The organism is Ruegeria sp. K5 (assembly GCF_056531805.1).
The window spans coordinates 19,798-44,800 of the sequence record NZ_JBQFML010000009.1 but is presented as its reverse complement, the minus strand read 5'-3'; the positions used below and the strand labels follow the sequence as shown (position 1 = coordinate 44,800).

Genomic DNA, 25,003 nt, shown 5'->3' with positions numbered 1-25,003 from the left:
CTATTCTCATCTAAATACGGGAGAGGACCGATGTCCCCCAAAACACTCTATGACAAGATCTGGGATGCCCATGTCGCGCATGAAGCCGATGATGGCACCTGTTTGCTGTATATCGACCGCCATCTGGTGCACGAAGTCACCAGCCCACAGGCGTTCGAGGGCCTGCGCATGGCGGGCCGCAAGGTGCGCGCGCCGGAAAAGACCATCGCCGTGCCGGATCACAACGTACCGACCACGCCGGATCGCGTGAACGGGATCGAAAACCCCGAATCGCGTATTCAGGTCGAGGCGCTGGACAAGAACGCCAAGGATTTCGGCATTCACTATTACCCGGTGAATGACGTCCGTCAGGGCATCGTCCACATTGTCGGCCCGGAACAGGGCTGGACCCTGCCCGGCATGACCGTTGTCTGCGGCGACAGCCACACCGCCACCCACGGCGCGTTTGGCGCGCTGGCCCACGGCATCGGTACCTCCGAGGTCGAGCATGTGCTGGCCACGCAGACCCTGATCCAGAAGAAATCCAAGAACATGAAGGTGGAAATCACCGGCAAATTGCAGCCGGGCGTGACCGCCAAGGATATCACTCTGGCCGTAATCGGCGAGACCGGCACCGCTGGCGGTACCGGCTATGTCATCGAATATTGCGGCGAAGCGATCCGTGATCTGTCAATGGAAGGCCGCATGACCGTCTGCAACATGGCGATCGAAGGCGGCGCCCGCGCGGGCCTGATCGCGCCGGATGAGACCACGTTCGAATATGTCAAAGGCCGCCCGCACGCCCCGAAAGGGGCCCAGTGGGAAGCGGCTATGGACTGGTGGAAAACCCTTTTCACCGACGAAGGCGCGCATTTCGACAAGGTCATCACCCTGCGCGGCGAAGACATCGCGCCGGTCGTCACCTGGGGCACCAGCCCGGAAGACGTGCTGCCGATCACCGCATCGGTACCGCACCCCGAGGATTTCGAAGGCGGTAAGGTCGACGCGGCCCGCCGCTCCATCGAATACATGGGTCTGGAAGCGGGGCAGAAGCTGAGCGATGTCGAAATCGACACCGTCTTTATCGGGTCCTGCACCAATGGCCGCATCGAAGACCTGCGCGCCGCGGCTGAGATTCTGAAGGGCAAAAAGATCAAGGACGGTATGCGCGCCATGGTCGTGCCCGGCTCTGGTCTGGTCCGTGCGCAGGCCGAGGAAGAAGGTCTGGCTGACATCTTCAAAGAGGCCGGGTTCGAATGGCGTCTGGCGGGATGTTCGATGTGTCTGGCGATGAACCCCGATCAGTTGCAACCGGGCGAGCGCTGCGCCGCGACCTCGAACCGCAACTTCGAAGGCCGTCAGGGTCGTGGTGGACGCACCCACCTGCTGAGCCCGGCGATGGCTGCCGCAGCGGCAATCACAGGACGGCTGACAGACGTCCGTGAGTTGATGTAAGGTGCCCTCATATCTAGATATTTGAGGGATTGAAGACATGAGTGACTGGATCAAATGGCTCTTGCTTGGACTGCTGTCCATCGCGTTCGGCATCTTTGTGCTGGGCGCGCCGGTGGTGGCGTCTGTTGCCGTGACGGTGGTGACCGGCGTGTTGCTGCTGATTGCAGGCGGGCTACAAATCGTCGGCGGCCTCACGGTTGAAGGCACCGGCAACAAGATCCTGTCACTCATCATGGGTGCGGTGATGCTGTTTCTGGGCTGGTCCTTTCTGGATCACCCGCTGCAAGGCACGCTGACGCTGGCGACCGTGATGCTGATCCTGTTCATGGCAGGCGGCATCGCGCGGGTCATCCTGTCGTTCCAGATGCGCGGAACGCAGTTCTTCTGGCCCACGCTGATCTCGGGCATCTTGTCCATCGTGCTGGCCGGTATCATCTGGTCTTACGCGGCATCGGAACCCGCAGCTCTGCTGAGCTTGCTGGGCATCCTGCTGGGCATCGAGATGCTGTTCAACGGGTTCGGATTGGTCTTCATGGCGTTCTTTGTCAAAAACGCACCCAACGAAACGAAACAAGCTTAACCGCGGGACATGGGCGCGGCCCTCTCCCGCACGGAGTGTGAACATGGAAAAGTTTGAAAAAGTCCACGGGGTGGCCGCCCCAATGCCTTTGATCAATATCGATACCGATATGATCATTCCGAAGGTGCACCTGAAAACCATCAAACGGTCCGGCCTGGGCGTCGTGCTGTTTGACGAGATGCGCTATCACGACCATGGCGGCGAGAACGAGGATTTCGTTCTGAACAAACCCGCCTATCGCCAGACCGAGATTCTGGTCGCGGGTGACAATTTCGGCTGCGGCTCGTCCCGCGAACACGCGCCCTGGGCGATCAAGGATTTCGGCATCAAGGTCGTGATCTCGACCAGCTTTGCCGACATCTTCTTCAACAACTGCTTCAAGAACGGCATCCTGCCCATCGTGGTCGAAGAAGAACACCACGCGATTCTGATGGAAGACGCGCACAAGGGCGAGAACGCCCGCATGACCGTGCATCTGGAAGATCAGCAGATCACCACCTCGGACGGTGTTGTCATCGAGTTTGACATCGACCCGCACCGCAAGCACTGCCTGCTGAACGGTTTGGACGATATCGGCCTGACGATGGAGAAAGACCACCACATCGACAAATTCGAAGAACATGCAGGTCAGGCGCGCCCCTGGGTGTGATTCTGGGGACGAATCTGTTGACACTCAACCTAACGGGGTCGCGCACGCGGCCCCGTTCGCATTCTTGGGGTTGATTTTTCCCAAACCACAACATCTAGGTATCAAATTGAGATACACGTCGGATTTGCGTCCAAAATGATGCAATCCCGCACCAGTTGCGCCATCATTTTGCCCGAAATCACATGTTATCTGCACCCTGACTTGAGCGAAATGTCGCTTATCGTCCATGGTGACGGAAAGAGGCATCCGTCAGAATTAAGAAACGGGCGGGCACAAGTTGGAAATCAAGTCGGCAAAGATCGGCTGATCCAGTTTGAAAAAGGGTTCGGATAGTGATTGCGCGCACAACTGGGGCGGCGATACGTGGAATATTGGTTGCACTTCTGGTGCTGACACCCGCGTTGTACCTGCCTGTATCATCGACGAACGGGACCGAGATAGTGGTCTTCCTCGCGATCCTCGCGTTCATCCTGACCTTTGCCGAATACAACTCTGCCTTTCCCAGCTTTATCGAATTCCGCGACGCCCCGCCGGTGAATCGGCTGCGTTTTGTCGGCCTGATGTCGATGGTCACGTTCCTGACTTTGGTCTGCAAGAATGGCTATGCACCAACCGATCTGACCACATTCTCGTATTCAATGGGTCTGGCCGTCGCCAATGTGGTGGACTTCCCGTACTCACCCGTCCGGCTGATCGTTCTGATGTTGCCTGCCGACGCCAGCGCGCCGCTGGTTGAACTGGTGCGGATCACAGCGAGTGTCGCCTATGTCGCCGCTCTGGTCACGATTGCCAGCTTTGCCTATGCGGTGAAACTGCGCGGATGGCCCACTGGCAACGGGGCCTTCAACGTCTGGACCAACCTGCCGCTGTTCGACCCCACCAAAGGCGGTGACGTGGTCAGCCGCCTGCAGCGTGACGGTCGTCTGAACATCTGCATCGGTATCCTGCTGCCGTTCCTGATCCCGGCCGTGATCAAGCTGTTGACCAATTTCGTGACGCCGATTTCGCTGAACAACCCGCAGACCCTGATCTGGACCATGAGCGCCTGGGCCTTTCTGCCCGCCAGCATGATCATGCGTGGCATGGCGACCCTGCGTATCGCCGGGCTGATCGTGGAAAAGCGCCGCGCTTACTCAACATCCGAGACAACTCAGGCCGCATGATCCGCGCCCTGATCCTGCTGTTGCTGCCCATCGCGGCGCAGGCAGATGTGGTGCGCATTGCCAGCTTCAACACCGAGCTCAGCCGGCAAGGTCCCGGCCTGCTGCTGCGCGACATTCAGCGCGACGAGGCGCAGGTGCGGGCGGTCATCGATGTGCTTGTGGCCACGGGGCCCGACATCGTGGCGCTGCAAGGCATCGACTGGGACATGAACGCGATGGCCCTGACGGCTCTGGCAGAAAGCCTCAGAGAGGCCGGGCTGGATTACCCCTATCAGTTTACCGCGCAGCCCAATACCGGGCGGGACAGCGGGCTTGATCTGGATGGGGATGGCCGCACGCAGGGGCCGGGAGACTCGCAGGGATGGGGATTGTTTACCGGTCATGGCGGGCTGGCGGTGTTGTCGCGTTATGAGATTGCGTTGTCCGAGGTGCGGAATTTCTCGGACCTTCTATGGCGCGATCTGCCAGGGGCCGAGTTGCCTGTAGCCGAGGGCGCACCGTACCCGTCCGAGCGGGCACAAGCGGCGCAGCGACTGTCATCGACCGGCCATTGGGTCGTGCCGATCAACACCCCCTCGGGCCGTCTGAACCTGATGACCTTTCACGCAACCCCGCCTGTGTTCGATGGCCCCGAGGATCGCAACGGCCTGCGCAACCGGGATGAGATCCGGCTCTGGTCGGTGCTGATGGATGGTGGCATTGGCCCAGCCCCGACCGATCCGTTTGTGATCGCCGGGGATGCCAATCTGGACCCCAATCACAGCGACGGGCGCAGAGAGACCATCGCCAACCTTCTCTCGGACCCGCGCCTGCAGGATCCGCAGCCCAAGTCCTCCGCGGGTGACAGCGCCACGGTTGATTGGAAGGCAGTGGGAGAGTTGCGGGTGGATTACGTTCTGCCCTCAGCCGATCTGAAGGTTGTTGATGCCGGTGTCTTCTGGCCCGCGCCGGGTGATGCGAAAAGGGAAAGTGCCGAACGCGCCAGCCGTCATCGGCTGGTCTGGGTGGATGTCTCGATGCCATGAGGCACCGCAGTCGCGGTCTGCTCTGATGGTATCGCTGAACGCATTGCCTGATCCAGATCGGTGTGTGGCACGCTGCCGATCAACGTGGTCAAGGCCGTATCGTCCAGCCGGTGCGGCACATCCCACAAATAGCGCATTTCCAACAAATGCGGGGCCATGCGCCAGAAAGGACCGGCAAGCTGCAGGGGCCACCATTGCATCCGTTTGAGCGCCACTTCACCCCCCGTCACCCGCGACAGAGACTGCGCAATCTCGCGCCCGGTCAGCGTATGTCCGGCAAACGGCACATCGCAGAATCGAGGCAGGTCTTGCCGCATCTCGGCCAACATGACGGCCGTCGTTGCAAGGTCAGGCAGGTACGCCCATGCATGGGGAATATCGGGATTGCCCGGATAGACCAGCCGCCCTTTCGACAGGCTCTTGATCATCACCTGATCGAACCAATTGCCCGAGGCGCAGGTGTCGATGAAATCCCCAGCCCGCAGGATGATCACCCGTGCGCTTGAACGGTGATAGGCGTCCTCCATATCGATCCGGATACGACCCAAAGGGTTCCGGGCCAGATGCGGACTGTCAGTAGACCACGGGCCGGGAGTATCCGCCCCGAATACATATACATTGCCCGGCACGATGACCGTTGCACCAGTGCGTTCAGCCACGTCAATCACCCGCCGGTGCAGGCCCGGCACCAGACGGGCCCACTGGGTATAAGGCGGATTCCAGGCGTTGACGATCAAGTCCGCGCCACGCGCCGCCTGATCCAGCTTGTCAGCCTCGCGATTGAATTTCCGCACGGTCCAACCGGCTTTGCGAAATGCAAGTTCGGCATTGCGGCCAAACCGGCCACTGGCGCCGAGTATCAGTACGGTGTGTTGCATGGTGCCCTCCTGTGGGGACCAACTTAACCTTGCACATGATTCAGGGAATTGCCGGCAAACGCAGATCATGTATTCATATCTGAATGGACAAAGCGCTTACCCATGCCGATTGGTCGCTGATCCAAAGCTTTCTGGCGGTGGCCGAAACCGGGTCTCTGTCCGCCGCCGCGCGGCAACTGGACCGCAGCCAGCCGACACTGGGCCGGCAGATTCATGCGCTGGAGGAGGAACTTGGCGTGTCGCTGTTTGACCGGCACGCGCGGGGGCTGAAACTCAGCGATGTGGGCAACCAGCTGCTGCCCATGGCGCGGCAGATGCATCAGGCGATGAACGCGTTCAGCATGACGGCGGCAGGCCAGTCGCAAGAGCTGGAGGGCACGGTGCGGATCACCGCTTCCGTCTTTGCCTCTCACCACCTGTTGCCGCCCATATTGGCGCATATCCGACAGCAGGAACCGGCCATTCAGCTGGAACTGGTCGCAACGGACGCAACTGAAAACCTGCTCTATCGCGAGGCCGATATCGCCGTGCGCATGTATCGTCCCGAACAGATGGATATCGTGTCGCGCTACCTTGGTGATGTCCCGCTGTGTTTCTGCGCGGCCACAACTTACCTGAACCGCGTCGGACGACCCAAGACGCCCGAGGATCTGTTCCATCACGATCTGGTCGGGTTCGACGCCAACGAAGACATCATCCGGAAGATGCAGGAAAAGGGATGGCCCGCCAGCAAGGACAGCTTTGCCACCCGCTGCGATCTGCAAAGCGCCTATTGGGAGCTGATCCGCGCCGGGTGCGGTATCGGCTTCAGTCAGGTTCAGGTCGCCGAAGAGGACCCTCTGGTCGAGGTTCTGCCGCTGGATGTAAAGATTCCGATCCTGCCGGTCTGGCTTGCCGCGCCGCAAGCGATGCGCCAGACCCCGCGCATTCGCAGGGTCTGGGACTTGCTGGCCGACGGGCTGAAAGCCAGCCTTTAAAGCGGGCCGTTATAGGTGCCGCGCGGCGGATAGCCATTGTCCAGCGCGTATTTGATACCACCCTGCATGTCAGCGACCGAGGGGCGGCCAAACGGGGTCGATTGCTGCCAGGCGAAATACAGCGTCCGGTCGGGGGCGATGTAGAAATGCCCCGGTTCTGCAAAGAACGCGGCCTCGGCGGTGCCTTCGCGACCTTTGGACAGATACAGGCCCCAGTCTTCCCGCGCAGCGGCCAGCGGCAGGCTGTGCCCGACGCGCAGCCGGGTCGTGCCCGCTTTTGCCACGGTTTCCGCAGCGCGTTCGGCGGTGTCGGTGCTCAGCATGATGACCTCAAGCCCCAGCGCGGCGAAGTCGTCCAGCGCGGCTTCAACCTCACCCATCTGCCTGATGCAGATCGGGCAATGCAGGCCGCGATACTGAATCACCAGCGTGCCGTTTTCGCCCTTGTCGGCATCCAGATCAAAACTTCCATGGCCCACGGTTTCGATTTTCAGGCCTGGGACGGGATTTCCCGGTATCAACATGTGTTTTCCTCGTGATTCTGCCGGATCGTCTCATTGACCCGCTGCGGCGCAGACGCTAGGGCCTGAGCTGTGAAACGCAAGGAGACCCTTCATGTCCAACCCCTCGCTCCTCATCCTGCCCGGAGACGGAATTGGCCCGGAAGTTATGGCCGAAGTGCGCAAAATCATCGACTGGTTCGGCACCAATCGCGGCCTTCACTTTGACGTGAGCGAGGATCTGGTCGGTGGTGCGGCCTATGATGCCCACGGCAAGCCCCTGTCGGACGAAACCATGGCCAAGGCGCAAGAGGTCGACGCGGTGCTGCTGGGTGCCGTAGGCGGTCCGAAATACGACGATCTGGATTTCAGCCTCAAGCCCGAGCGCGGCTTGCTGCGCCTGCGCAAGGAAATGGATCTGTATTCCAACCTGCGCCCGGCCCAGTGCTTTGACGCGCTGGCAGATTTCTCGTCGCTGAAAAAGGATATCGTCGCTGGCCTCGACATCATGATCGTGCGCGAGCTGACCTCTGGCGTCTATTTCGGCGAGCCCCGTGGTATCTTCGAGGAAGGCAACGAACGCGTCGGCATCAACACCCAGCGCTACACCGAATCCGAGATCGAACGCGCCGCGCGCTCGGCCTTTGAACTGGCGATGCGCCGGAACAAAAAGCTGTGCTCGATGGAGAAGGCCAACGTGATGGAATCGGGCATCTTGTGGCGTGAGGTTGTGACCCGCGTCGCCGCCGATTACCCCGAAGTCGAGCTGTCCCATATGTATGCCGACAATGGCGCTATGCAGTTGGTGCGCGCGCCCAAGCAGTTCGATGTGATCCTGACCGACAACCTGTTCGGCGACATCCTGTCGGATTGTGCCGCGATGCTGACCGGCTCGCTGGGGATGTTGCCCTCGGCGTCCCTGGGCGCTCCGATGGCCAATGGCCGCCCCAAGGCGATGTACGAGCCCGTGCATGGTTCGGCCCCCGATATCGCGGGTGAAGGCAAGGCCAACCCGATTGCCTGTATCCTCAGCTTCGCCATGGCGCTGCGCTACAGCTTTGATCAGGGCGATGAAGCCACCCGTCTGGAAACGGCGATCGAAAAAGTTCTGGCCGATGGCGTTCGCACCGGCGATCTGCTGGCGGATGAGGGCGTGACCCCGGTTTCGACCACGGAAATGGGTGCGGCGATCATCGCGGCGCTGGATTCCAGTCTGTAAGCTATCCCAATAGAATTGAAAAAAGGCGGTGCCCGGTGCGCCGCCTTTTTTCGTATCAGTTCCCGCCGAAGATATCCCTGATCAGGTTATTGATGGCCCGTTCAAAGCCGCCACCTTGGCGGCGTCGGGGTTGTGGTTGCGCGACCTGCACCGGTGGTTCCGGCACGATCATGGGCAAGGGTGTTGGCGTCATCCCCTCGGTCACGCGCAGCATGGTTTCTTTCCAGATCTCGGCAGGCAAGCCGCCGCCTGTCACGCCCGAAAGCGGCGTGTTGTCGTCATAGCCCATCCAAACCCCCGCCACGTAATCCGCCGTGAAGCCAATGAACCACGCATCCCGCGCGGCCTGAGTCGTCCCGGTCTTGCCTGCCACCTGCCATCCGGGCAATTGCGCCCGGCCACCGGTGCCTTCGGAGACCACACGCTCCATCATCCAGGTCAGTTGTTTGGCCGCGTTGTCATTGATCACCCGCTCACCGATCCCGGTGGTCGTCACCATGACCGGCGTGTCATCGCCCAGCAGCTTCAACTCGGTCAGACCATATGGTTCAACCGATGATCCGCCGTTCAGGATGCCCGCATAGGCCCCGGTCATCTCGATCAGCGTGCTTTCGGATGCGCCCAACGCCAGCGCCGGTCCCTGCGCCAGATCGCTGGCAATCCCGAAGCCGCTGGCCACGGTGCGCACATTGTCCAGCCCGGCCACTTCGGCCACTTTCACGGCGGGAATGTTCAGCGAGTTCTTCAGGGCGTCGGCCAGCGTCACGCGGCCATAGAACTTGTTCGTATAGTTCTTGGGGCACCAGTTGCCCGACCCCGGAATGTCGACGCAATAGGGTTCATCGACCACAATGTCATAGGGCGAATAGCCCAGCTCCAATGCTGTGGCATAGACGAATGGCTTGAAGGACGATCCGGTTTGGCGCAGCGCCTGTGTCGCGCGGTTGAACGCGCCCGACACGCGGGTCTTGCGCCCGCCGACCATGGCCCGAACAGCGCCGTCTGCGGACATCACCACAATCGCCGCCTGAGCCTTGGACCCTTCGCGAACCTTCTCCTGAAAGATGAATTGCAGCGCCTCTTCTGCCGATCTCTGAATACGCTGGTCCAGAGTCGTACGGATCACCACATCCTCGGTGGTGTTGCGGGTGAAAAACTCGGGCCCGCTGGCCATGACCCAATCGGCGAAATAGCCACCGGCCCGCGCTGCCGCAGCCTCGGACAGTTCCGCCGGACGGCTGCGCGCTTCGCTGGCCTGCGCGCTGGACAGATAACCCTGATCCTCCATCAACCCGACCACAAGTCGGGCGCGATCCTGTGAGCGTTGCAGGCTGTTGGTGGGCGCATAGCGTGTCGGGGCAACCAGAAGACCCGCCAGCATCGCCGCCTCGGCCGGTGAAACCTCGGCCGCGGATTTGCCGAAATAGCGCTGGCTTGCAGCCTCGAACCCGCGCGCGCCTGCACCCAGGAAGGCCCGGTTCAGATAGATTGTCAGGATTTCGTCCTTGGAGTATTTGACCTCCATCGCCATCGCATAAATGGCTTCTTTCCCTTTGCGCCACAGCGAGCCCTGACGGCAATCCGACTCATATGCAGCCTCCGATTCCCACTCACTGGGATCGTAGGGAACACCAAGACACAGCAGCTTGGCGGTCTGCTGGGTGATGGTGGAACCGCCATGGCCCGACAATGGCCCGCGCCCCTCGCTCAGGTTGATACGCACGGCGCTGGCAACGCCGCGCGGACTGACGCCGAAATGGCGATAGAATCGCTTATCCTCGGTGGCGATCACCGCGTTCTTCAAATGGGGTGAGACGGTGTCCGCCGTAATCACCCCGCCAAACTGATCGCCGCGCCAGGCAAAGACCTTGCCGTCACGATCCAACAGCGTCACAGACCCCCGCGCGCGCCCGTCCAGCAAGGCATCCACATCGGGCAGCGAGGTGTAAACGACCCCCACCGCCAGCGCGATCAACATCGCCACCACGGCCCCGACGCGCCAGGTCACGCCCCAGATCAGACGCCAGATCCAACGGAAAAGACGGCGAAAAATCCCACCGCCATTGCCGCCCGAGCGTTTGCGTGTCTTCTTGCGGGCGGTCTTGCGCGTAGCCGTCTTGCGGGCGGTCGATTTCTTGCCCGCCGGTTTCGCAGCCCGCTTGGTCGCCGAAGGTTTGCGTCCCTTCGACGGGTACCGTTTATCCGCGACCAATGTCAGTTTGCGGCGCTTGGACTCAGTCATGCTCAAACTCTGCCCGGTTATACTTTTGGCCCACCATACCCCGGTGGCCTGCCTATGTTGAGGTCCGATTTACCGGAATTTCCCCTCCCATATCCGCCTAAAATTTAGACGCACGGCAGGTTTTGTGCAAAAATTGTGCAACTTTGCGTCATTTTTGAACCGAATTACGCCCCAAAACCGTTTCTTACCGCCTCGGGTCACGCTCTTTTTCTGCAGGTGCAAACAAGCCGGTCAGACCGGAGAAGCAGAGGGGAAAGACGTGAAACTGATCATTGCGACAATCAAGCCGTTCAAGCTCGAGGAGGTGCGCGAGGCACTGACCCAGGCTGGCGTGCGCGGCATGATGGTGACCGAAATTAAGGGCTTCGGCTCGCAATCCGGTCACACTGAAATCTATCGCGGCGCCGAATACGCCGTGAACTTCGTGCCCAAGATCAAGCTCGAGATCGTGGTGCCCGCCACGATGGCCGACCAGATCGTTGAGACCATCACCACAACCGCCAAGACCGGCAAGATCGGTGACGGCAAGATTTTCGTCCTCGATGTCGAGCAGGCGCTGCGCGTGCGGACCGGGGAAACCAACGAAGAGGCGCTGTAAGCGCCGACACTCACACTCAATCCGAGGAAAACACATGAACCTGATGAAATCTCTCATCCCTGCTGCCGCGCTGGTCGTGCTGCCGCAGATGGGTTTGGCGCAAGAAGCCGCAGAAGGCGAGGCCGCGCTGCACACCCAGTATATCTTTACCACCCTGCTGTTCCTGATGGCGGGCTTTCTGGTCTTCTTCATGGCGGCAGGTTTTGCCATGCTGGAAGGTGGTCTGGTGCGGTCCAAGAATGTGGCCATGCAGATGATCAAGAACGTGGCGCTGTTTTCCTGCGCCGCGATCATGTACTGGCTGGTCGGCTTCAACACGATGTATCCGGGCGACTTCAACGGGTTCTTTGCCCTTGGCGGTCCGACGGTACTTGATGCGGTGGGTGTTGACCCTGCCGAAGCCGCCCTGGACTATGCCTCGATCGGCTCGGACTTCTTCTTCCAGCTGGTCTTTGTGGCTGCGACCGCGTCCATCGTGTCGGGCGCCGTGGCCGAGCGGATCAAGCTGTGGCCCTTCCTGATCTTCGTCATCGTGCTGACCGGCATCCTGTATCCGATTTCGGGGTCGTGGAAATGGGGCGGCGGCTGGCTGGACGCCATGGGCTTTTCCGACTTCGCCGGTTCGACCGTCGTGCACTCGGTCGGGGGCTGGGCCGCTCTGGCTGGCTGTCTGATCCTTGGCCCGCGTATCGGCAAGTACAAGGACGGCAAGGTTCACCCGATGCCCGGTTCGAACCTGGCGCTGGCAACTTTGGGGACGTTCATCCTGTGGCTGGGCTGGTTCGGCTTCAACGGCGGCTCGCAGCTGGCGATGGGCACCGTGGGTGACGTCTCCGACGTGTCGCGCATCTTCGCCAACACCAACATGGCCGCCGCGTCAGGTGCAGTTGCCGCCCTGATCATGACCCAGGTCCTGTATAAAAAGCCCGACCTGACCATGGTGTTGAACGGCGCGCTGGCCGGTCTGGTCTCGATCACTGCTGAACCGCTGGCCCCGACCTTGTTCGGCGCGCTGTGGATCGGTGCCGTGGGCGGTATCATCGTGGTCTTCGCGGTTCCGATGCTGGACAAGTTCAAGATCGACGACGTGGTCGGTGCCATCCCGGTCCACCTGTTCGCAGGCATCTGGGGCACCATCGCCGTGATCTTCTACGGCGAGGCCAACCTGATCACCCAGCTGACCGGTATCGTTGCCTACGGTGTCTTCACCTTCGTCGCCGCGCTGATCCTGTGGATGGTTCTGAAAGCAACCGTCGGCATCCGCGTCAGCGAAGAAGACGAGATCAACGGTCTGGACATGGCAGAACTGGGTATGGAAGCCTACCCGGAGTTCTCGAAAGGCTAAGCTGCAATCTGCTCAACAAAAAAACCCGGGCGCTCGTGCCCGGGTTTCTTTTTGGAATGTTGTTTGGACTAAACCCCAACGTCAACAATCGCCTGTGCCAGAATCGGCACGGTTGTTGCGTTCAGACCGGCGATGTTCAGGCGGCTGTCGCCAACCATGTAGATGCCGTGATCGGCGCGCAGTTTCTCGACCAGTTCCGGCGCGGCACCAAGACGCGAGAACATGCCCCGATGCTGGGCGACAAAGCCAAAGCGGTCCGATCCTGTCAGGCGTTGCAATTCGTCGGCCAGTTGCTGACGCAGGCCCAGCATGGACAGGCGCACCTCTTCCAACTCGGCGGCCCAATCGGCACGCAGGGCGTCGTCGTTCAGGATCGTGGTCACAACCCGCGCACCGTGATCGGGCGGGAAGGAATAGTTCTGACGGTTGAGGAAGGCCAGGGTCGCTTGATTCAACGCCGTCTGCGCCGGATCATCGCTGATTGCCATCAGCAGGCCGGTACGCTCGCGATAAACGCCGAAATTCTTCGAACAGGACGCCGCGATCAGGCAGCGCTTGACGGACGAGGCCACCAGGCGGGTTGCCTGTGCGTCTTCTTCAAGCCCGTCGCCAAAACCCTGATAGGCAATGTCGATCATCGCCACAAGGCCACGCTCGTTGATCAGGTTCACGACCTCTTGCCATTGCACCATGTTCAGGTTTGCACCGGTCGGGTTGTGGCAACAACCATGCAGCAGAACCACATCGCCTGCGGTGGCGGTTTTCAGGTCCTCGATCATGCCATCGAAATCAACGCCGCGCGTTTCGCCGTCGAAATAGCGGTACTGGACCGTCTCCATCCCCAGATAGTTCAGGATCGACAGGTGGTTGGGCCATGTCGGGTTCGACACAAATACACGGGCCGAGGGGTTGGCCATACGGATCATCTCAAACGCCTGCCGACACGCGCCGGTGCCGCCGGGGGTCGCCACGGCGGCGATATTGCCGCGCGGAACTGCATTGCCAAGGATCAGGCCGATCATCGCATCCGAATAGGCCGGATCACCGGCCAGACCAGTATAGGCCTTGCTCTCCTGCTCTTGCCAGATGCGCTGTTCAGCGGCTTTGACCGCACGCATCACCGGGGTTACGCCCTCGGCATTCTTGTAGACGCCCACGCCCAGGTCGATCTTCTGATCGCGCGGGTCTTCGCGGTACATCTGCATCAGCGCCAGAATCTTGTCGGCGGGCTGCGGTTTGAGGTTCTCGAACATCAGGTCTCTCCGGTTGCGACGGGCAGGGTCGGGAAGGCACCCCATTCCGCCCAGGAGCCGTCATAAAGCGAGTGGTCTTTCTTGCCCATGCGCTCGAGCGCAAGGCTGAGGATTGCGGCGGTCACGCCTGACCCGCAACTGGTGATCGCAGGTTTCGACAGGTCCACGCCTGCGGCCTCGAACACGGCACGGCAATCGTCGGGCGATTTCATCGTGCCGTCCCCATTCAGCAGGTCGCCAAAGGGCACGTTGTGCGATCCCGGAATATGGCCCGAGCGCAAGCCTTCGCGCGGCTCGGCCTCGGTTCCGGCGAAACGGGCGGCGGAACGGGCATCGATGATCTGGTGATCGGCCAGCTTGGCAGCAGCAGAGACCTGCGTAACATCGCGCACCATCTGGTTCTGCACCCGTACGGTCATGTGGCGGTCGCGAATAACGGGGGGCAGATCCTCGATCTCACGTTCTTCGGCTTGCCACTTGGGCAGACCGCCATCCAGCACGGCGACGTTCTCTTGCCCCATCAGGCGGAACAGCCACCAGACCCGCGCCGCCGAGAAAAGCCCCGCGCCGTCATAGACCACCACCTGATGGCCGTCACCCACGCCCATGGCCCGCAGGCGCGACATGAACTTTTCCACCGGCGGTGCCATATGCGGCAGATCCGAACGGTGGTCGGAAATCTCGTCAATGTCGAAGAAGCGCGCGCCGGGAATGTGGCCCGCCTCATATTCGGCCCTGGCGTCACGGTTCTGCGCAGGCAGATACCACGACCCGTCCAGAATCCGCAGATCCGGGTTCTTGATATGTGCGGCCAGCCATTCGGTAGATACCAGGGTTTTCGGATCGTCCTGCATCAAAGCCTCTCCTCAGCGAGCTTGAATTTTCCCTATACCCGGCAGGATAGGGGTTCAAGGCTGGATAGGCCTATTCTGACGCCCGGCGCAGGCGAAAATGCTGAATAATCCCGATCAGACTGATCAGAATCCAGAACCCTTCGATCAGCATCGAGGCAAGGTTGAAATTATGCACCAGCGAATAGACGATCAGCACCGAGCCCAACAGGTTCACGACCGGAAAGGTCAGATCGTCGGAATTCATCATCCGCATCTGCGTTGCAAAATAGGCCGCCACCACGATCAGCGCCCCGAAGGACCCGATGGCGTCCACGATGGTCAGGGTTTCCAGCAAGGCGGTCATGCGGTCAGGTTCCGTTCAGATGGTCAGGCTGTTGCGAATAGTGGTGCATATTCAGAAAAGCCGCCCCTTGGGCACCGGCCCTGTATCCATGCGGCAGATCGGCGGCAAAGCGCAGGCCCTGCCCGGTCTGCAAGGGCAGCCATTCCCCATCGCGCAGAATCTCCAGATCTCCGCTGAGGACAAAGACCTCTTCGGTGACGCCGGCGGCGTGGGGGGGCGACTCGTGGCTTTGATTGGGCGCAAGCTGGACGTGAAAGGTTTCCGCGCCCAGCGCCGGGTCGAAGGGAAAGACGATCTTGACCTCGATACTGCCGGGAAAGGTGACGGTCTGAAACACGCCCGCATTGGTCGGATCGCGCAGAACGGACGACCCGATCAACGCGCTGAGCGGAAGTTGGAACCCTTTGGCGATCTTCCACAGGGTCGCAATGGTCGGGCTGGATTCGCCCCGTTCGATCTGGCCCAGCATGGCTTTGCTGACACCGGTCATTTCAGCCACTTTCGACAGGCTCAGCCCCGAGGCCGCGCGCACATCCCGTAGTTTCAGTGTAATGTCGTCCGGTGCCATGTCGCTGTCTTTCGAATCCTCTTGTGCGTTATAGCGCACATGTGATACGTGCGCTATAACGCACAATCTCGACGCAATGCAACCCGAGGCAATAGGGAAACAGCATCATGCCAATGTACCGATCCAGAACCTCCACCCATGGCCGCAACATGGCCGGTGCCCGTGGCCTGTGGCGCGCCACCGGCATGCAGGATGACGATTTCGGCAAGCCGATCATCGCCATCGTCAACTCGTTCACCCAATTCGTACCGGGTCACGTCCACCTGAAAGACCTTGGCCAGATGGTCGCGCGCGAGGTTGAAGCCGCAGGCGGTGTTGCCAAGGAATTCAACACCATCGCCGTGGATGACGGCATCGCCATGGGCCATGACGGGATGCTGTATTCGCTGCCCTCGCGGGAGGTGATTGCGGATTCGGTCGAATACATGGTCAACGCCCATTGCGCCGACGCGATGGTCTGTATCTCGAACTGTGACAAGATCACCCCCGGCATGCTGATGGCCGCGATGCGCCTGAATATCCCGGCCATTTTCGTCTCGGGCGGGCCGATGGAGGCGGGCAAGATCGATATTGCCGATCTGGACGCCAAGAAGATCGACCTTGTGGATGCCATGGTCGCCGCCGCTGATGATCGCTTTACCGATGAACAGGTCCAGCATATCGAGGAAAACGCCTGTCCCACCTGCGGGTCATGTTCGGGCATGTTCACCGCGAACTCGATGAACTGTCTGGCCGAGGCGCTGGGCCTGGCGCTGCCGGGCAACGGCTCGACCTTGGCTACCCATGCAGACCGCAAGAACCTGTTCCTTGAGGCCGGTCGCCGCATCGTCGAGATCACCAAGCGGCACTATGAGCTGGACGAAAAAGGCTTCCTGCCGCGCGAAATCGCGACCTTCGATGCCTTCGAGAACGCCATGAGCCTGGACATCGCCATGGGTGGTTCAACCAACACGGTTCTGCACCTGCTGGCCATTGCCCACGAAGGCGGCGTCGATTTCACCATGTCCGACATGGACCGGTTAAGCCGCAATGTCCCCTGCCTGTGCAAGGTCGCGCCCAACACCGAGAACGTGCATATGGAGGACGTCCACCGCGCCGGTGGGATCTTCTCGATCCTTGGCGAGCTCAGCCGCGCCGGATTGTTCCACGAACATTGCAGCACGGTGCATACCCCGACCATGGGTGAGGCGATTGCCAATTGGGACATCAAGATCGCCAACAACCCTGCCGCGCAAGAGCTGTTCAAAGCAGCCCCCGGCGGCGTGCGCACCACTCAGGCGTTCAGCCAGTCGAACCGGTACAAGGAACTGGACACTGACCGCGAAGGCGGTGTGATCCGCTCCAAGGAACACGCGTTTTCTCAGGACGGAGGCCTTGCGGTGCTGTTCGGTAATATCGCGCGGGACGGTTGCATCGTGAAAACCGCAGGCGTGGATGCCAGCAGCCTGACCTTCACCGGCTCGGCCTATGTGTGCGAAAGCCAGGATCAGGCGGTCAGCGACATCCTGACCGGCAAGGTAAAAGAGGGCGACGTGGTCGTCATCCGCTACGAAGGTCCGCGCGGTGGGCCGGGGATGCAGGAAATGCTGTATCCGACCTCGTATCTGAAATCCAAAGGTCTGGGCAAAGCCTGCGCGCTGCTGACCGACGGCCGTTTCTCGGGCGGCACCTCGGGCCTGTCCATCGGCCATGTCTCACCCGAGGCCGCCGAAGGCGGCGTGATCGGTCTGGTCCGTCAGGGTGACAAGATCGAGATCGACATCCCCAAACGCTCGATCCATCTGGCGGTCTCGGATGAGGAACTGGCGCAGCGACGTGCAGAGCAGGACGAAAAGGGCTGGGAACCGGCAGAACCACGCAAACGCAAGGTTTCTACCGCGCTGAAAGCCTATGCCAAGCTGACCACCAGCGCCGCCAAAGGGGCGGTGCGTCAGGTTTGAGTTGGAAACCGCTCAACTAAAAAACGGTCTACCTGTCCGGTGGGCCGTTTTTGTTCATTTGTGGGATTAAGCTAACGTTCGAGTCTCAGGAGGCTTTCAGTCTTCGATTTCAAGCAAGGCCGGATCGAACCAGACATCCTCGTAAGTTCCGTCAGTGAGGAAGCGCCAACCGGGTGGAAGAATCAGAAACTTAAGACTGAGTTCGCATCGGGTTTCAAGGTGAGCTAGATGCATCGGTTTAAAGAAATCAACAGCATCTGAAAGCTCTACTCCACCCCAAAGATACCAACCACTTACACCTGATGTCGGCGGATGACGAAGCCCGTTAAGTGGCATCAGCCCCTCTAGTGCAGATTGTGAAACACCTACTTTGTCCCCATCGAAGGCTTCGCAAGTTTTGAGTTCAAGGTCCGCACAGACTTGTTTTTGCGATTGTCGAATACTCTGCTTCAAAATTGCTTTCCCATTGTCCCGCGACACTATCCACTTTCAAATTTGAAGCAACTTTGGACTAGAAGCAGACGCTCATCTGCAAACCATGTTCCGGGCAGATGTATCGCTGCCGGGGATACCTATCGCCGCTCAATCACCCAGCTTGGCGTGCACTTCGTCCAGATCGATCTCACCCACGGGCATCTTGTTGGCCGGGTTTTCGAAATCGTATTTGAACAGCTCGAAATCCTGTTTGTAGATTTCATAGACCAGATGCATCGATAGATCGTCGAAATAGTCCTCGACCGGATGCGCGCGTTTGGGGCCGTGGCCTTCGGATTCGTTGAAACGGGGGATTGCGGACAGATCAATGGCGTGTGGGGTCTCAAGACTGTCCAGCACGCCCTGCATCCCATCGTTGAACTTTTCGGTCCAAAAGATGCGATCATACCGCCCGCCATTCACGATGAAGGTCGACACATGCCCCGACATGGCGGACCAGTGAATATCCGGATCCATCGGGCGCCGCCAGCGGATCGTATCGCGGGCAAACAGCAGGAACCGGCGGAAGCTGGCGATCTGGTCGAACTCACCCTTGCCATCATCTCCGCCCACTTCGATCCCGTAATTATACACCAGCGTCGGCACCAGATTGCCCCGATACCTCTTGCCATTGCGCTGGATGCCGCAAATCTTGTCGAAAAAGGAACTCAGAATCCGGGTGTACGGATTGCGCACACAGGTAAAGGAATACGACCCGTGATTGCGCACATTTTCCGCGATCATACCCTGGCTTTGATCGAAGGCCCATTTGTGCATCCCGTCCTTGGCGTCGTGGATATCGCCGTCAAAGAACTGCCCGTGATCCGAGTAATACATGATCTGACCAATGGTCGAGCACGCGCATTTCGGCACCACACGGTAAACCATGCTTTCGCTCTCGGTCATCCAGGTGCCGGGAAACCCCATCTGCGTGCCTCCTATGCTGGTCGGGTATCAGGTTGATAGGCCAGCTTTTGAAATCAAAAAACCAAAAATACTCTGTTTATTCAATCGCTCATCCTCAGTATCACAGGTGCAATCGGGCAAAAACGGAAATCGCGACACCAAATGGCAAAGATTGCCTATATCCTGCTGTGCCACAAAGACCCTGACGCGATCATCGCGCAGGCCGAGCAGCTGACCGCCGCCGGCGATTGCATGGCGATCCATTTCGATGCCCGCGCGCGTGAGGCGGATTATGACAAGATCCGCACCGCGCTGAAGGGCAACCCGAATGTCACCTTCGCCGACAAGCGCATCAAATGCGGTTGGGGTGAGTGGTCTTTGGTGCAGGCCACGCTTTATGCGCTGCAAGCGGCTGTCGAGACATTCCCCCGGGCCACCCATTTCTACATGCTTTCGGGCGATTGCATGGCGATCAAGACAGCGGAATACACGCATAATTTTCTGGACGAGCAGGACAGGGATTTCATCGAAAGCCACGATTTCTTTGCCAGCAACTGGATCAAGACCGGGATGAAAGAAGACCGGCTGATCTATCGCCACTATTTCAACGAACGCACGCAGGCCAAACGGTTCTATGCCGCTTATGAGCTGCAAAAGCGTTTCAAACTGATCCGTGAGATTCCCGAAGACTTACAAGTCATGATCGGCAGCCAATGGTGGTGCCTGCGCCGCCGCACGGTCGAAATGATCCTTGAGTTCTTGCAACAGCGTCGCGACGTGATCCGGTTCTTCTCGACCACCTGGATCCCGGATGAAACCTTCTTTCAGACGCTTGTCCGTCATCTGATCCCGAAGGGTGAGATCGAAAACCGCACGCCGACCTTCCTGATGTTCTCGGATTACGGAATGCCGGTGACGTTCTACAACGATCATTTCGACATGCTGCTGGGGCAGAACTATCTGTTTGCCCGCAAGATCAGCCCCGAGGCGCATGAGTTGAAGGACCGGCTGGGCGCGCTGTATGCCAGCACTGGCGTCGAGTTCCCTATCTCGGATGAGGGGCGCAACCTGTACGCCTTCCTGACCGGGCGGGGCCGCGTGGGCCGCCGGTTCGGGCAGCGGTTCTGGGAGGCCGGAAATACGCTGGGTCCCGAGCGTGAACTTTTCCTGATCGTCTGCAAAAAGTGGCACGTGGCCAAACGGCTGGTGGATCAGATCGCCTCGGAAACCGACATCCCGTGCGTCGAGTATCTGTTCAACGAACAGGACACGCCCCTGCCCGATCTGGGTGGGATCGAGACGACGCTCAACAAACGCTCGCGCCATCGCCGGGCGGTTGTCCAAATGCTGTTTCAGCATTTCGGGTCAAACCAACTGGCGCTGTGTCTGGACCCGTCCAATCTGGACGTCATTCAGGATTTCTGCGGTGACGCGGCCAAGACTCATGTGCTGGAGATCGAGTGCGACTATTCCGACGACTACCTGATTGGCCACGCCCGCCGCGTCGGGCTGGCGGGTGAAAACAGCCCGGCTGAGACGGTTTCCCGCCTGTTGCCCACCTTGCGCAATGATCTGGCCTATGAATCCCAGCAAATCCGCGAGGCCGGGATCGATGGCTATCTGCGCCTGCGCGAAAGCGCCGACCGCGCCGAAAATGAGGCCGCCATTGCCCGCTTTCTGGGTGTGGAAAGCGACAAGGCGCAGTCCATCATGAAGCTGGATTACCTGTTTTCAGACTAAGGCCCGGCGGCACGATCCGCACCGCCGGGACCGTGATCAGATGTCGAACTTGACGCCCTGCGCCAGCGGCAGTTCCGCCGAATAATTCACGGTATTGGTCTGACGGCGCATATAGGCTTTCCAGGCATCCGAGCCGCTTTCGCGCCCGCCACCGGTTTCTTTTTCGCCCCCGAAGGCACCGCCAATCTCGGCCCCGGACGGCCCGATATTCACGTTGGCGATGCCGCAATCCGATCCAGCTGCGGCCAGGAATTGCTCGGCCTCGCGCATGTTCAGAGTGAACACGCACGAGGACAGGCCCTGCGGGACGTCGTTTTGCAAGTCCAGCGCGTGATCGAATTCGTCATAGCCCATCACATAGAGGATCGGGGCGAAGGTTTCGGTTTTAACCACGTCTGTCTGACCGGGCATCTCTACAATGGCAGGTTCCATGTAGACACCGCCAGGCACCCCTGCGGTCACGCGTTTGCCACCAAACACGGTGCCGCCTTCGGACTCAGCCGCCTTCAGCGCAGCAGTCATCGCGGCACCCGATGCCTCGTCCACCAAGGGGCCAACCAAAGTCCCTTCGGCCAACGGATCGCCAATGGGAAGACCGGCATAGGCTTTCTTGAGGCGCGCAACCAGTTCATCCTTGATCGAGTTATGCACGATCAACCGCCGCAGCGTGGTACAGCGTTGCCCTGCGGTTCCAACAGCCGAGAACACAATCGCCCGCACCGCCATTTCCAGATCCGCCGAGGGGCCAACGATCATTGCATTATTGCCGCCAAGTTCCAGAATGCACTTGCCGAACCGCGCCGCGACGATGGGCGCAACTGCGCGGCCCATGCGGGTTGACCCGGTGGCCGAGATGATCGGAACGTTTTCGCTGGCCACCAGCGTCTCACCCAAAACGGCCCCGCCGATCAGGGTTTGCAGCAGGTTGTCGGGTGCGTCGCCAAACCGGGCCAGTGCGCGTTCGAATATTTTCTGACAGGCCATTGCCGTCAGCGGCGATTTTTCGGACGGTTTCCAGATCACCGGATCGCCGCAGACAATCGCCAGCGCTGCGTTCCACGACCAGACCGCAACCGGGAAGTTGAAGGCTGAGATCACCCCGACCGGCCCTGCCGGATGCCACGTTTCCATCATCCGGTGGCCGGGGCGTTCGGACGCGATGGTCAGACCGTACAGCTGCCGCGAGAGGCCAACGGCAAAGTCGCAGATATCGATCATCTCCTGCACTTCGCCCAGACCTTCGGACGTAATCTTTCCCGCCTCCCAACTGACCAGCGCGCCCAGGTCGTCCTTGGCGGCGCGCAGTTCTTCGCCCAGCAGTCGGATCAACTCACCCCGACGCGGGGCTGGGACCGTGCGCCACGCTTTGAACGCGGTTTTGGCATTGGCAAAGATGGTCTCCATCTCAGAGGCCGGGGTTTCGTGCACTTCGGCCAGAACGCGCCCGTCAATTGGGGATTGCACCGTCAGCGTGCCGCCTGTCAGGTCTGCTGCGGTCAGGTCGAGGTTTGCCAGAGTGGTTTCTGCAGTCATCACAACATCTTTCATATCTCAGGCCGCCTTGTTCTGTGGGGTTACGTCACCGGCCCGATAGAGTCGGCCAAATTCGGTGTTCAGGAAATCGGACAGCTTCAACTGCTCTTGCCGGACAAACCCGGTCGAAGGCAGAACGCCGGTGCGCATCAGATCGACGACGCCCAGAACACCTGCGGCGGTGGTGACCTGAATGGCGCTCCAGACCTGTCCGTTGATCTCGCGGGCGAAGCTTTTGTTGATCAGGGATTTCTCGCGTAGCGCTCCGTCGATCATGCCTTTGGCCGTGCAATAAACCAACACCACATCCTGATCGGTACGCGGCAGGGCGGCTTCGAAAATCTCTTTCAACAGATCGCGGCGGCGTTCCAGCCCCAGATCGTGCAGCAGCAGTTTCAGGATATCACAATGGCCCGGATAACGGATCGAGCGATAGGAGACCGCCCGCGCCCTGCCCTCCAGCGTTTCCGGCAATGTCCCCAGCCCGCCCGAGGTATTGAAGCATTCGTATTCCACCCCGTCATGGCCCAGCACCTCATAGTCTTCCAGCGGCGCGGTCTTGACGCGTTCACCATTCACGATGGCATCGCAGGGATTGCAGTATTCGTTGATCAACCCGTCCGTGGACCATGTCAGATTGTATTTCAGCGCGTTGGTGGGGAAAAGCGGCAAGGCCCCCACCCGCATGTGCAGGCTGTCGATCTGATCGAACTCCGCCGCAAGAGACGCACCCGCGATGCCGACAAATCCTGGTGCCAGACCGCATTGCGGCATGAAGGCGGTTCGGCTTCCGTCGGCCAGTTCGCGAACGGCGTTGGTGGCCGCGACATCCTCGGTCAGGTCAAAGTAATGCGCGCCCGCCTGTTTGGCCGCTTTGGCAATGGTCGGGGTCAGAAAGAACGGGGCTGCTGAGATGACGGCGTCGAAGCCATCCAGCCCCTCGGCTAGCCCCTCAGCGTCTTTCGCATCGATCTGCTTGGTGGCCACGCCCAGCTTTGCAACCTCGCCCAGCGCTTTCAGATCGTGATCTGCGACGGTGACGCTGTAATTCGGTGATCCTTTCAGAAGCGTGGCGATCATCTGCCCGATCTTGCCAGCCCCCACGACGCAAACAGTCCAGGACATTGCGTGCCTCCTCTTTCTGGTTTTCCTTCAAGAGTGGCGCAGAGGATGGTCATTTCGCAGGGGGTATCTTGACGAAAAGCAGGTCATATTCGTCATTATGCCGAGATTTCCGTCATTATGGAAAGCCAAGGGTCTAACAGAAAAACGCCCCGGACCGCAGTCCGGAGAGTCTGATATCAATCCGTTGTTTGCCCGGGGTTGAACGCCGTCAGACGGTTGCGCCTTTCAGCCGGATCATCGTGCCGACGCTGCCTGCACAAACGCCAACCACGATAGCAATCATCAGCTCCAACGCTTCGACATGGGCGAACTGAAACCCGGCAAATACCAGGGTTTCGGCCACACCGACCAGACCGCCCAACATTGCGCCCAGCCACAGACGGCGGGTCATCATGCCAAGGGCGAGGCCAAGAATGCCCGGCAAGCTTAGGATATTGCCGCCGATGGTTCCCAGAATATCAAGCATATCTCGCCCCTTCTCAATCGGTCCGCGTGGACAGGAATGACCGGATTTCGTCGCTGTCGGCGGTTGCGTGCTGCTGCAACGGTGCTTTGCCTTCCAGTTCGGCCGTTACATCCTCGTAGGTCTCAAGGTAGTTGGGCGGCAGGCTGTGCGCGATGCCCTGATGGCAGTCGATGCAGGTCATGTTGTTGTCGATGGCGCGCTGATGCTCGGATGCGGCGCGGGTTTCCTGAATGGTGAAGTCCATATAGTCGAAGTTGTGGCAGTTCCGGCACTCGCGGCTGTCCGACGCCTTCATCTTCTTCCAGACCGCCGAGGCCATGGACAGACGGTGATCTTCGTATTTCTCAGGCGTGCTGATGGTCCCGGCCAACTCGTGATAGACATCCTTCACGGCCATGATCTTGGCCTTGATCTTGTGGTTCCATTCATGCGGAACGTGGCAGTCGGAACAAATCGCCCGCACGCCGGAGTGGTTGTTATAGTGGATGGTCTCGCGATATTCGCCCAGGTTGGTTTCCATCGTGTGGCACGAGACGCAGAATTCCTCGGTATTGGTCAGTTCCAGTGTCCAGTGGAACCCACCCCAGAACAGGATACCGGCCAGAAAACCCGCCAGAATCAGGAACCCGGAACTGAAGGCCACAGCCGGGGTCCAGATCCAGGACCAGAGGCGGCGGATCCAACCGCGTTTTTCAGGAGATGCTGCCATATTGGTGCTCCTTTATTTTCTTGTGGGTTGGATTAGTTGCCCGAGGACGGCTGAAACACGTTTTCGACCAGCGGCGGAGCATCCGCCTGCGGCACGTGGCACTGGTTGCAGAAATACCGGGTGCCCGCGATCTGATCCAACTCGCGCCCTTCGCGATCCAGATAGTGGGTCATCGACAGGGTCGGCGCGTTACGCTCACCCGCTTTGGTCCAGTCATGGCAGGACAGGCACTGATTGGTGCGGATGTCGATCTGGTACTGTTCGATCGAATGCGGGATCAGCGGCGGTTGCTGGCGATAGTTGCGCTGCATGCGCCCTTCGACATTCTTGTGGATCTGATCAAGCGGGATCAGCTCATCCACATCCGCACCCCGCAGCGTTTCCACCTGGGCTGACTGCGCAAGGGCAAACCCACTCAGGAGCAGGACGGGGATCAGGGCAATTCCACCTGTCACGATTGATATTTTCATCTTGGCACTCCC

25 protein-coding genes are annotated in these 25,003 nt (G+C 59.9%); 11 read left to right on the top strand and 14 right to left on the bottom strand.

Translation table 11 applies throughout. From position 1 onward, the window contains the following. The first annotated feature begins 30 nt into the window (after window positions 1-30). From leuC to ACR0MO_RS18355, 5 genes are all read left to right on the top strand, one after another. The gene (leuC, locus tag ACR0MO_RS18375; RefSeq protein ID WP_170455890.1) at window positions 31-1,434 is read left to right on the top strand and encodes a 3-isopropylmalate dehydratase large subunit; all 1,404 of its coding nucleotides are present in this window, start codon (window positions 31-33) and stop codon (window positions 1,432-1,434) included. Window positions 1,435-1,471: 37 nt separating this feature from the next. Continuing rightward, a complete protein-coding gene (locus tag ACR0MO_RS18370) occupies window positions 1,472-2,014 on the top strand; it encodes a DUF308 domain-containing protein (RefSeq protein WP_170455892.1) in 543 nt (180 codons plus the stop codon). A gap of 43 nt (window positions 2,015-2,057) precedes the next feature. Beyond that, the gene (gene leuD / locus ACR0MO_RS18365; RefSeq protein WP_170455894.1) at window positions 2,058-2,663 is read left to right on the top strand and encodes a 3-isopropylmalate dehydratase small subunit; all 606 of its coding nucleotides are present in this window, start codon (window positions 2,058-2,060) and stop codon (window positions 2,661-2,663) included. Window positions 2,664-2,995: 332 nt separating this feature from the next. Beyond that, window positions 2,996-3,826 (top strand): hypothetical protein, encoded by an 831-nt coding sequence (locus tag ACR0MO_RS18360; RefSeq protein WP_170455896.1) that lies wholly within the window; start codon window positions 2,996-2,998, stop codon window positions 3,824-3,826. Beyond that, complete coding sequence (locus ACR0MO_RS18355; protein ID WP_480892668.1) at window positions 3,823-4,851, top strand: endonuclease/exonuclease/phosphatase family protein; 1,029 nt, start codon at window positions 3,823-3,825, stop codon at window positions 4,849-4,851. Before ACR0MO_RS18360 ends, ACR0MO_RS18355 begins: the two co-directional genes overlap by 4 nt. On the opposite strand, the gene ACR0MO_RS18350 is transcribed toward ACR0MO_RS18355, so the two are convergent. Continuing rightward, window positions 4,815-5,729 carry a Rossmann-fold NAD(P)-binding domain-containing protein gene (locus tag ACR0MO_RS18350; protein WP_480892665.1) on the bottom strand — a complete coding sequence of 305 codons (915 nt, stop codon included), beginning with the start codon at window positions 5,727-5,729 and terminating at the stop codon, window positions 4,815-4,817. The two genes, ACR0MO_RS18355 and ACR0MO_RS18350, sit on opposite strands and share 37 nt — an antisense overlap. Window positions 5,730-5,812: 83 nt before the next feature. Here ACR0MO_RS18350 and ACR0MO_RS18345 point away from each other — a divergent pair, with 83 nt between their 5' ends. After that, on the top strand, window positions 5,813-6,706 hold the full coding sequence (locus ACR0MO_RS18345; protein WP_170455902.1) for a LysR family transcriptional regulator: 894 nt from the start codon (window positions 5,813-5,815) through the stop codon (window positions 6,704-6,706). Here the strand turns inward: ACR0MO_RS18345 and ACR0MO_RS18340 are convergent. Further along, window positions 6,703-7,230, bottom strand: coding sequence for a redoxin domain-containing protein (locus tag ACR0MO_RS18340; protein ID WP_480892663.1), 528 nt, complete (start codon window positions 7,228-7,230; stop codon window positions 6,703-6,705). The two genes, ACR0MO_RS18345 and ACR0MO_RS18340, sit on opposite strands and share 4 nt — an antisense overlap. A gap of 91 nt (window positions 7,231-7,321) precedes the next feature. Here ACR0MO_RS18340 and leuB point away from each other — a divergent pair, with 91 nt between their 5' ends. Continuing rightward, window positions 7,322-8,425: a 3-isopropylmalate dehydrogenase gene (leuB, locus tag ACR0MO_RS18335; protein WP_170455906.1), complete on the top strand. Its 1,104-nt coding sequence runs from the start codon at window positions 7,322-7,324 to the stop codon at window positions 8,423-8,425. Between the two features lie 55 nt (window positions 8,426-8,480). On the opposite strand, the gene ACR0MO_RS18330 is transcribed toward leuB, so the two are convergent. Next, window positions 8,481-10,667, bottom strand: coding sequence for a transglycosylase domain-containing protein (locus ACR0MO_RS18330; RefSeq protein WP_480892658.1), 2,187 nt, complete (start codon window positions 10,665-10,667; stop codon window positions 8,481-8,483). A 259-nt stretch (window positions 10,668-10,926) separates the two neighbouring features. Here ACR0MO_RS18330 and ACR0MO_RS18325 point away from each other — a divergent pair, with 259 nt between their 5' ends. Both ACR0MO_RS18325 and ACR0MO_RS18320 read left to right on the top strand, forming a co-directional pair. Beyond that, window positions 10,927-11,265, top strand: a complete 339-nt coding sequence (locus ACR0MO_RS18325) for a P-II family nitrogen regulator (RefSeq protein WP_170434072.1) — start codon at window positions 10,927-10,929, stop codon at window positions 11,263-11,265. Window positions 11,266-11,299: 34 nt separating this feature from the next. Then, window positions 11,300-12,610: an ammonium transporter gene (locus ACR0MO_RS18320; RefSeq protein ID WP_170524184.1), complete on the top strand. Its 1,311-nt coding sequence runs from the start codon at window positions 11,300-11,302 to the stop codon at window positions 12,608-12,610. A 68-nt stretch (window positions 12,611-12,678) separates the two neighbouring features. Here the strand turns inward: ACR0MO_RS18320 and ACR0MO_RS18315 are convergent, their stop codons facing one another. The 4 genes from ACR0MO_RS18315 to ACR0MO_RS18300 all read right to left on the bottom strand — a co-directional run bounded on the left by ACR0MO_RS18315 (window position 12,679) and on the right by ACR0MO_RS18300 (window position 15,628). Continuing rightward, a complete protein-coding gene (locus tag ACR0MO_RS18315; protein WP_480585860.1) occupies window positions 12,679-13,863 on the bottom strand; it encodes an amino acid aminotransferase in 1,185 nt (394 codons plus the stop codon). Continuing rightward, the gene (gene sseA, locus ACR0MO_RS18310; RefSeq protein WP_480781901.1) at window positions 13,863-14,717 is read right to left on the bottom strand and encodes a 3-mercaptopyruvate sulfurtransferase; all 855 of its coding nucleotides are present in this window, start codon (window positions 14,715-14,717) and stop codon (window positions 13,863-13,865) included. The genes ACR0MO_RS18315 and sseA overlap by 1 nt, the downstream gene beginning before the upstream one ends. 70 nt (window positions 14,718-14,787) lie before the next feature. Further along, window positions 14,788-15,060 carry a CBU_0592 family membrane protein gene (locus ACR0MO_RS18305; protein WP_170455916.1) on the bottom strand — a complete coding sequence of 91 codons (273 nt, stop codon included), beginning with the start codon at window positions 15,058-15,060 and terminating at the stop codon, window positions 14,788-14,790. A 4-nt stretch (window positions 15,061-15,064) separates the two neighbouring features. Continuing rightward, the gene (locus tag ACR0MO_RS18300) at window positions 15,065-15,628 is read right to left on the bottom strand and encodes a helix-turn-helix domain-containing protein (protein ID WP_480883040.1); all 564 of its coding nucleotides are present in this window, start codon (window positions 15,626-15,628) and stop codon (window positions 15,065-15,067) included. 107 nt (window positions 15,629-15,735) lie between these two features. Here ACR0MO_RS18300 and ilvD point away from each other — a divergent pair, with 107 nt between their 5' ends. Next, window positions 15,736-17,568: a dihydroxy-acid dehydratase gene (gene ilvD, locus ACR0MO_RS18295; protein ID WP_480892655.1), complete on the top strand. Its 1,833-nt coding sequence runs from the start codon at window positions 15,736-15,738 to the stop codon at window positions 17,566-17,568. 96 nt (window positions 17,569-17,664) lie between these two features. On the opposite strand, the gene ACR0MO_RS18290 is transcribed toward ilvD, so the two are convergent. Together ACR0MO_RS18290 and ACR0MO_RS18285 are read right to left on the bottom strand one after the other, a co-directional pair. Next, on the bottom strand, window positions 17,665-18,021 hold the full coding sequence (locus ACR0MO_RS18290; RefSeq protein WP_480892652.1) for an immunity protein Imm33 domain-containing protein: 357 nt from the start codon (window positions 18,019-18,021) through the stop codon (window positions 17,665-17,667). 129 nt (window positions 18,022-18,150) lie between these two features. Next, window positions 18,151-18,969, bottom strand: a complete 819-nt coding sequence (locus ACR0MO_RS18285; protein ID WP_170455924.1) for a sulfotransferase family protein — start codon at window positions 18,967-18,969, stop codon at window positions 18,151-18,153. A gap of 141 nt (window positions 18,970-19,110) precedes the next feature. On the opposite strand from ACR0MO_RS18285, the gene ACR0MO_RS18280 reads away from it, so the two are divergent. Then, window positions 19,111-20,688 (top strand): DUF5928 domain-containing protein, encoded by a 1,578-nt coding sequence (locus ACR0MO_RS18280; protein ID WP_170455926.1) that lies wholly within the window; start codon window positions 19,111-19,113, stop codon window positions 20,686-20,688. A gap of 36 nt (window positions 20,689-20,724) precedes the next feature. Here the strand turns inward: ACR0MO_RS18280 and amaB are convergent, their stop codons facing one another. The 5 genes from amaB to ACR0MO_RS18255 form a co-directional block, all read right to left on the bottom strand. After that, entirely contained in the window at window positions 20,725-22,221 is a 1,497-nt protein-coding gene (amaB, locus tag ACR0MO_RS18275; RefSeq protein WP_170455928.1) for an L-piperidine-6-carboxylate dehydrogenase, read from the bottom strand. An 18-nt stretch (window positions 22,222-22,239) separates the two neighbouring features. Next, entirely contained in the window at window positions 22,240-23,346 is a 1,107-nt protein-coding gene (locus tag ACR0MO_RS18270) for a saccharopine dehydrogenase family protein (protein WP_480892649.1), read from the bottom strand. A 208-nt stretch (window positions 23,347-23,554) separates the two neighbouring features. Next, window positions 23,555-23,812, bottom strand: coding sequence for a hypothetical protein (locus ACR0MO_RS18265; RefSeq protein ID WP_170455933.1), 258 nt, complete (start codon window positions 23,810-23,812; stop codon window positions 23,555-23,557). A 13-nt stretch (window positions 23,813-23,825) separates the two neighbouring features. Continuing rightward, window positions 23,826-24,521 carry a NapC/NirT family cytochrome c gene (locus tag ACR0MO_RS18260; protein WP_170455934.1) on the bottom strand — a complete coding sequence of 232 codons (696 nt, stop codon included), beginning with the start codon at window positions 24,519-24,521 and terminating at the stop codon, window positions 23,826-23,828. A gap of 32 nt (window positions 24,522-24,553) precedes the next feature. Continuing rightward, a complete protein-coding gene (locus tag ACR0MO_RS18255; protein WP_170455936.1) occupies window positions 24,554-24,991 on the bottom strand; it encodes a nitrate reductase cytochrome c-type subunit in 438 nt (145 codons plus the stop codon). Between the last annotated feature and the right edge of the window lie 12 nt (window positions 24,992-25,003).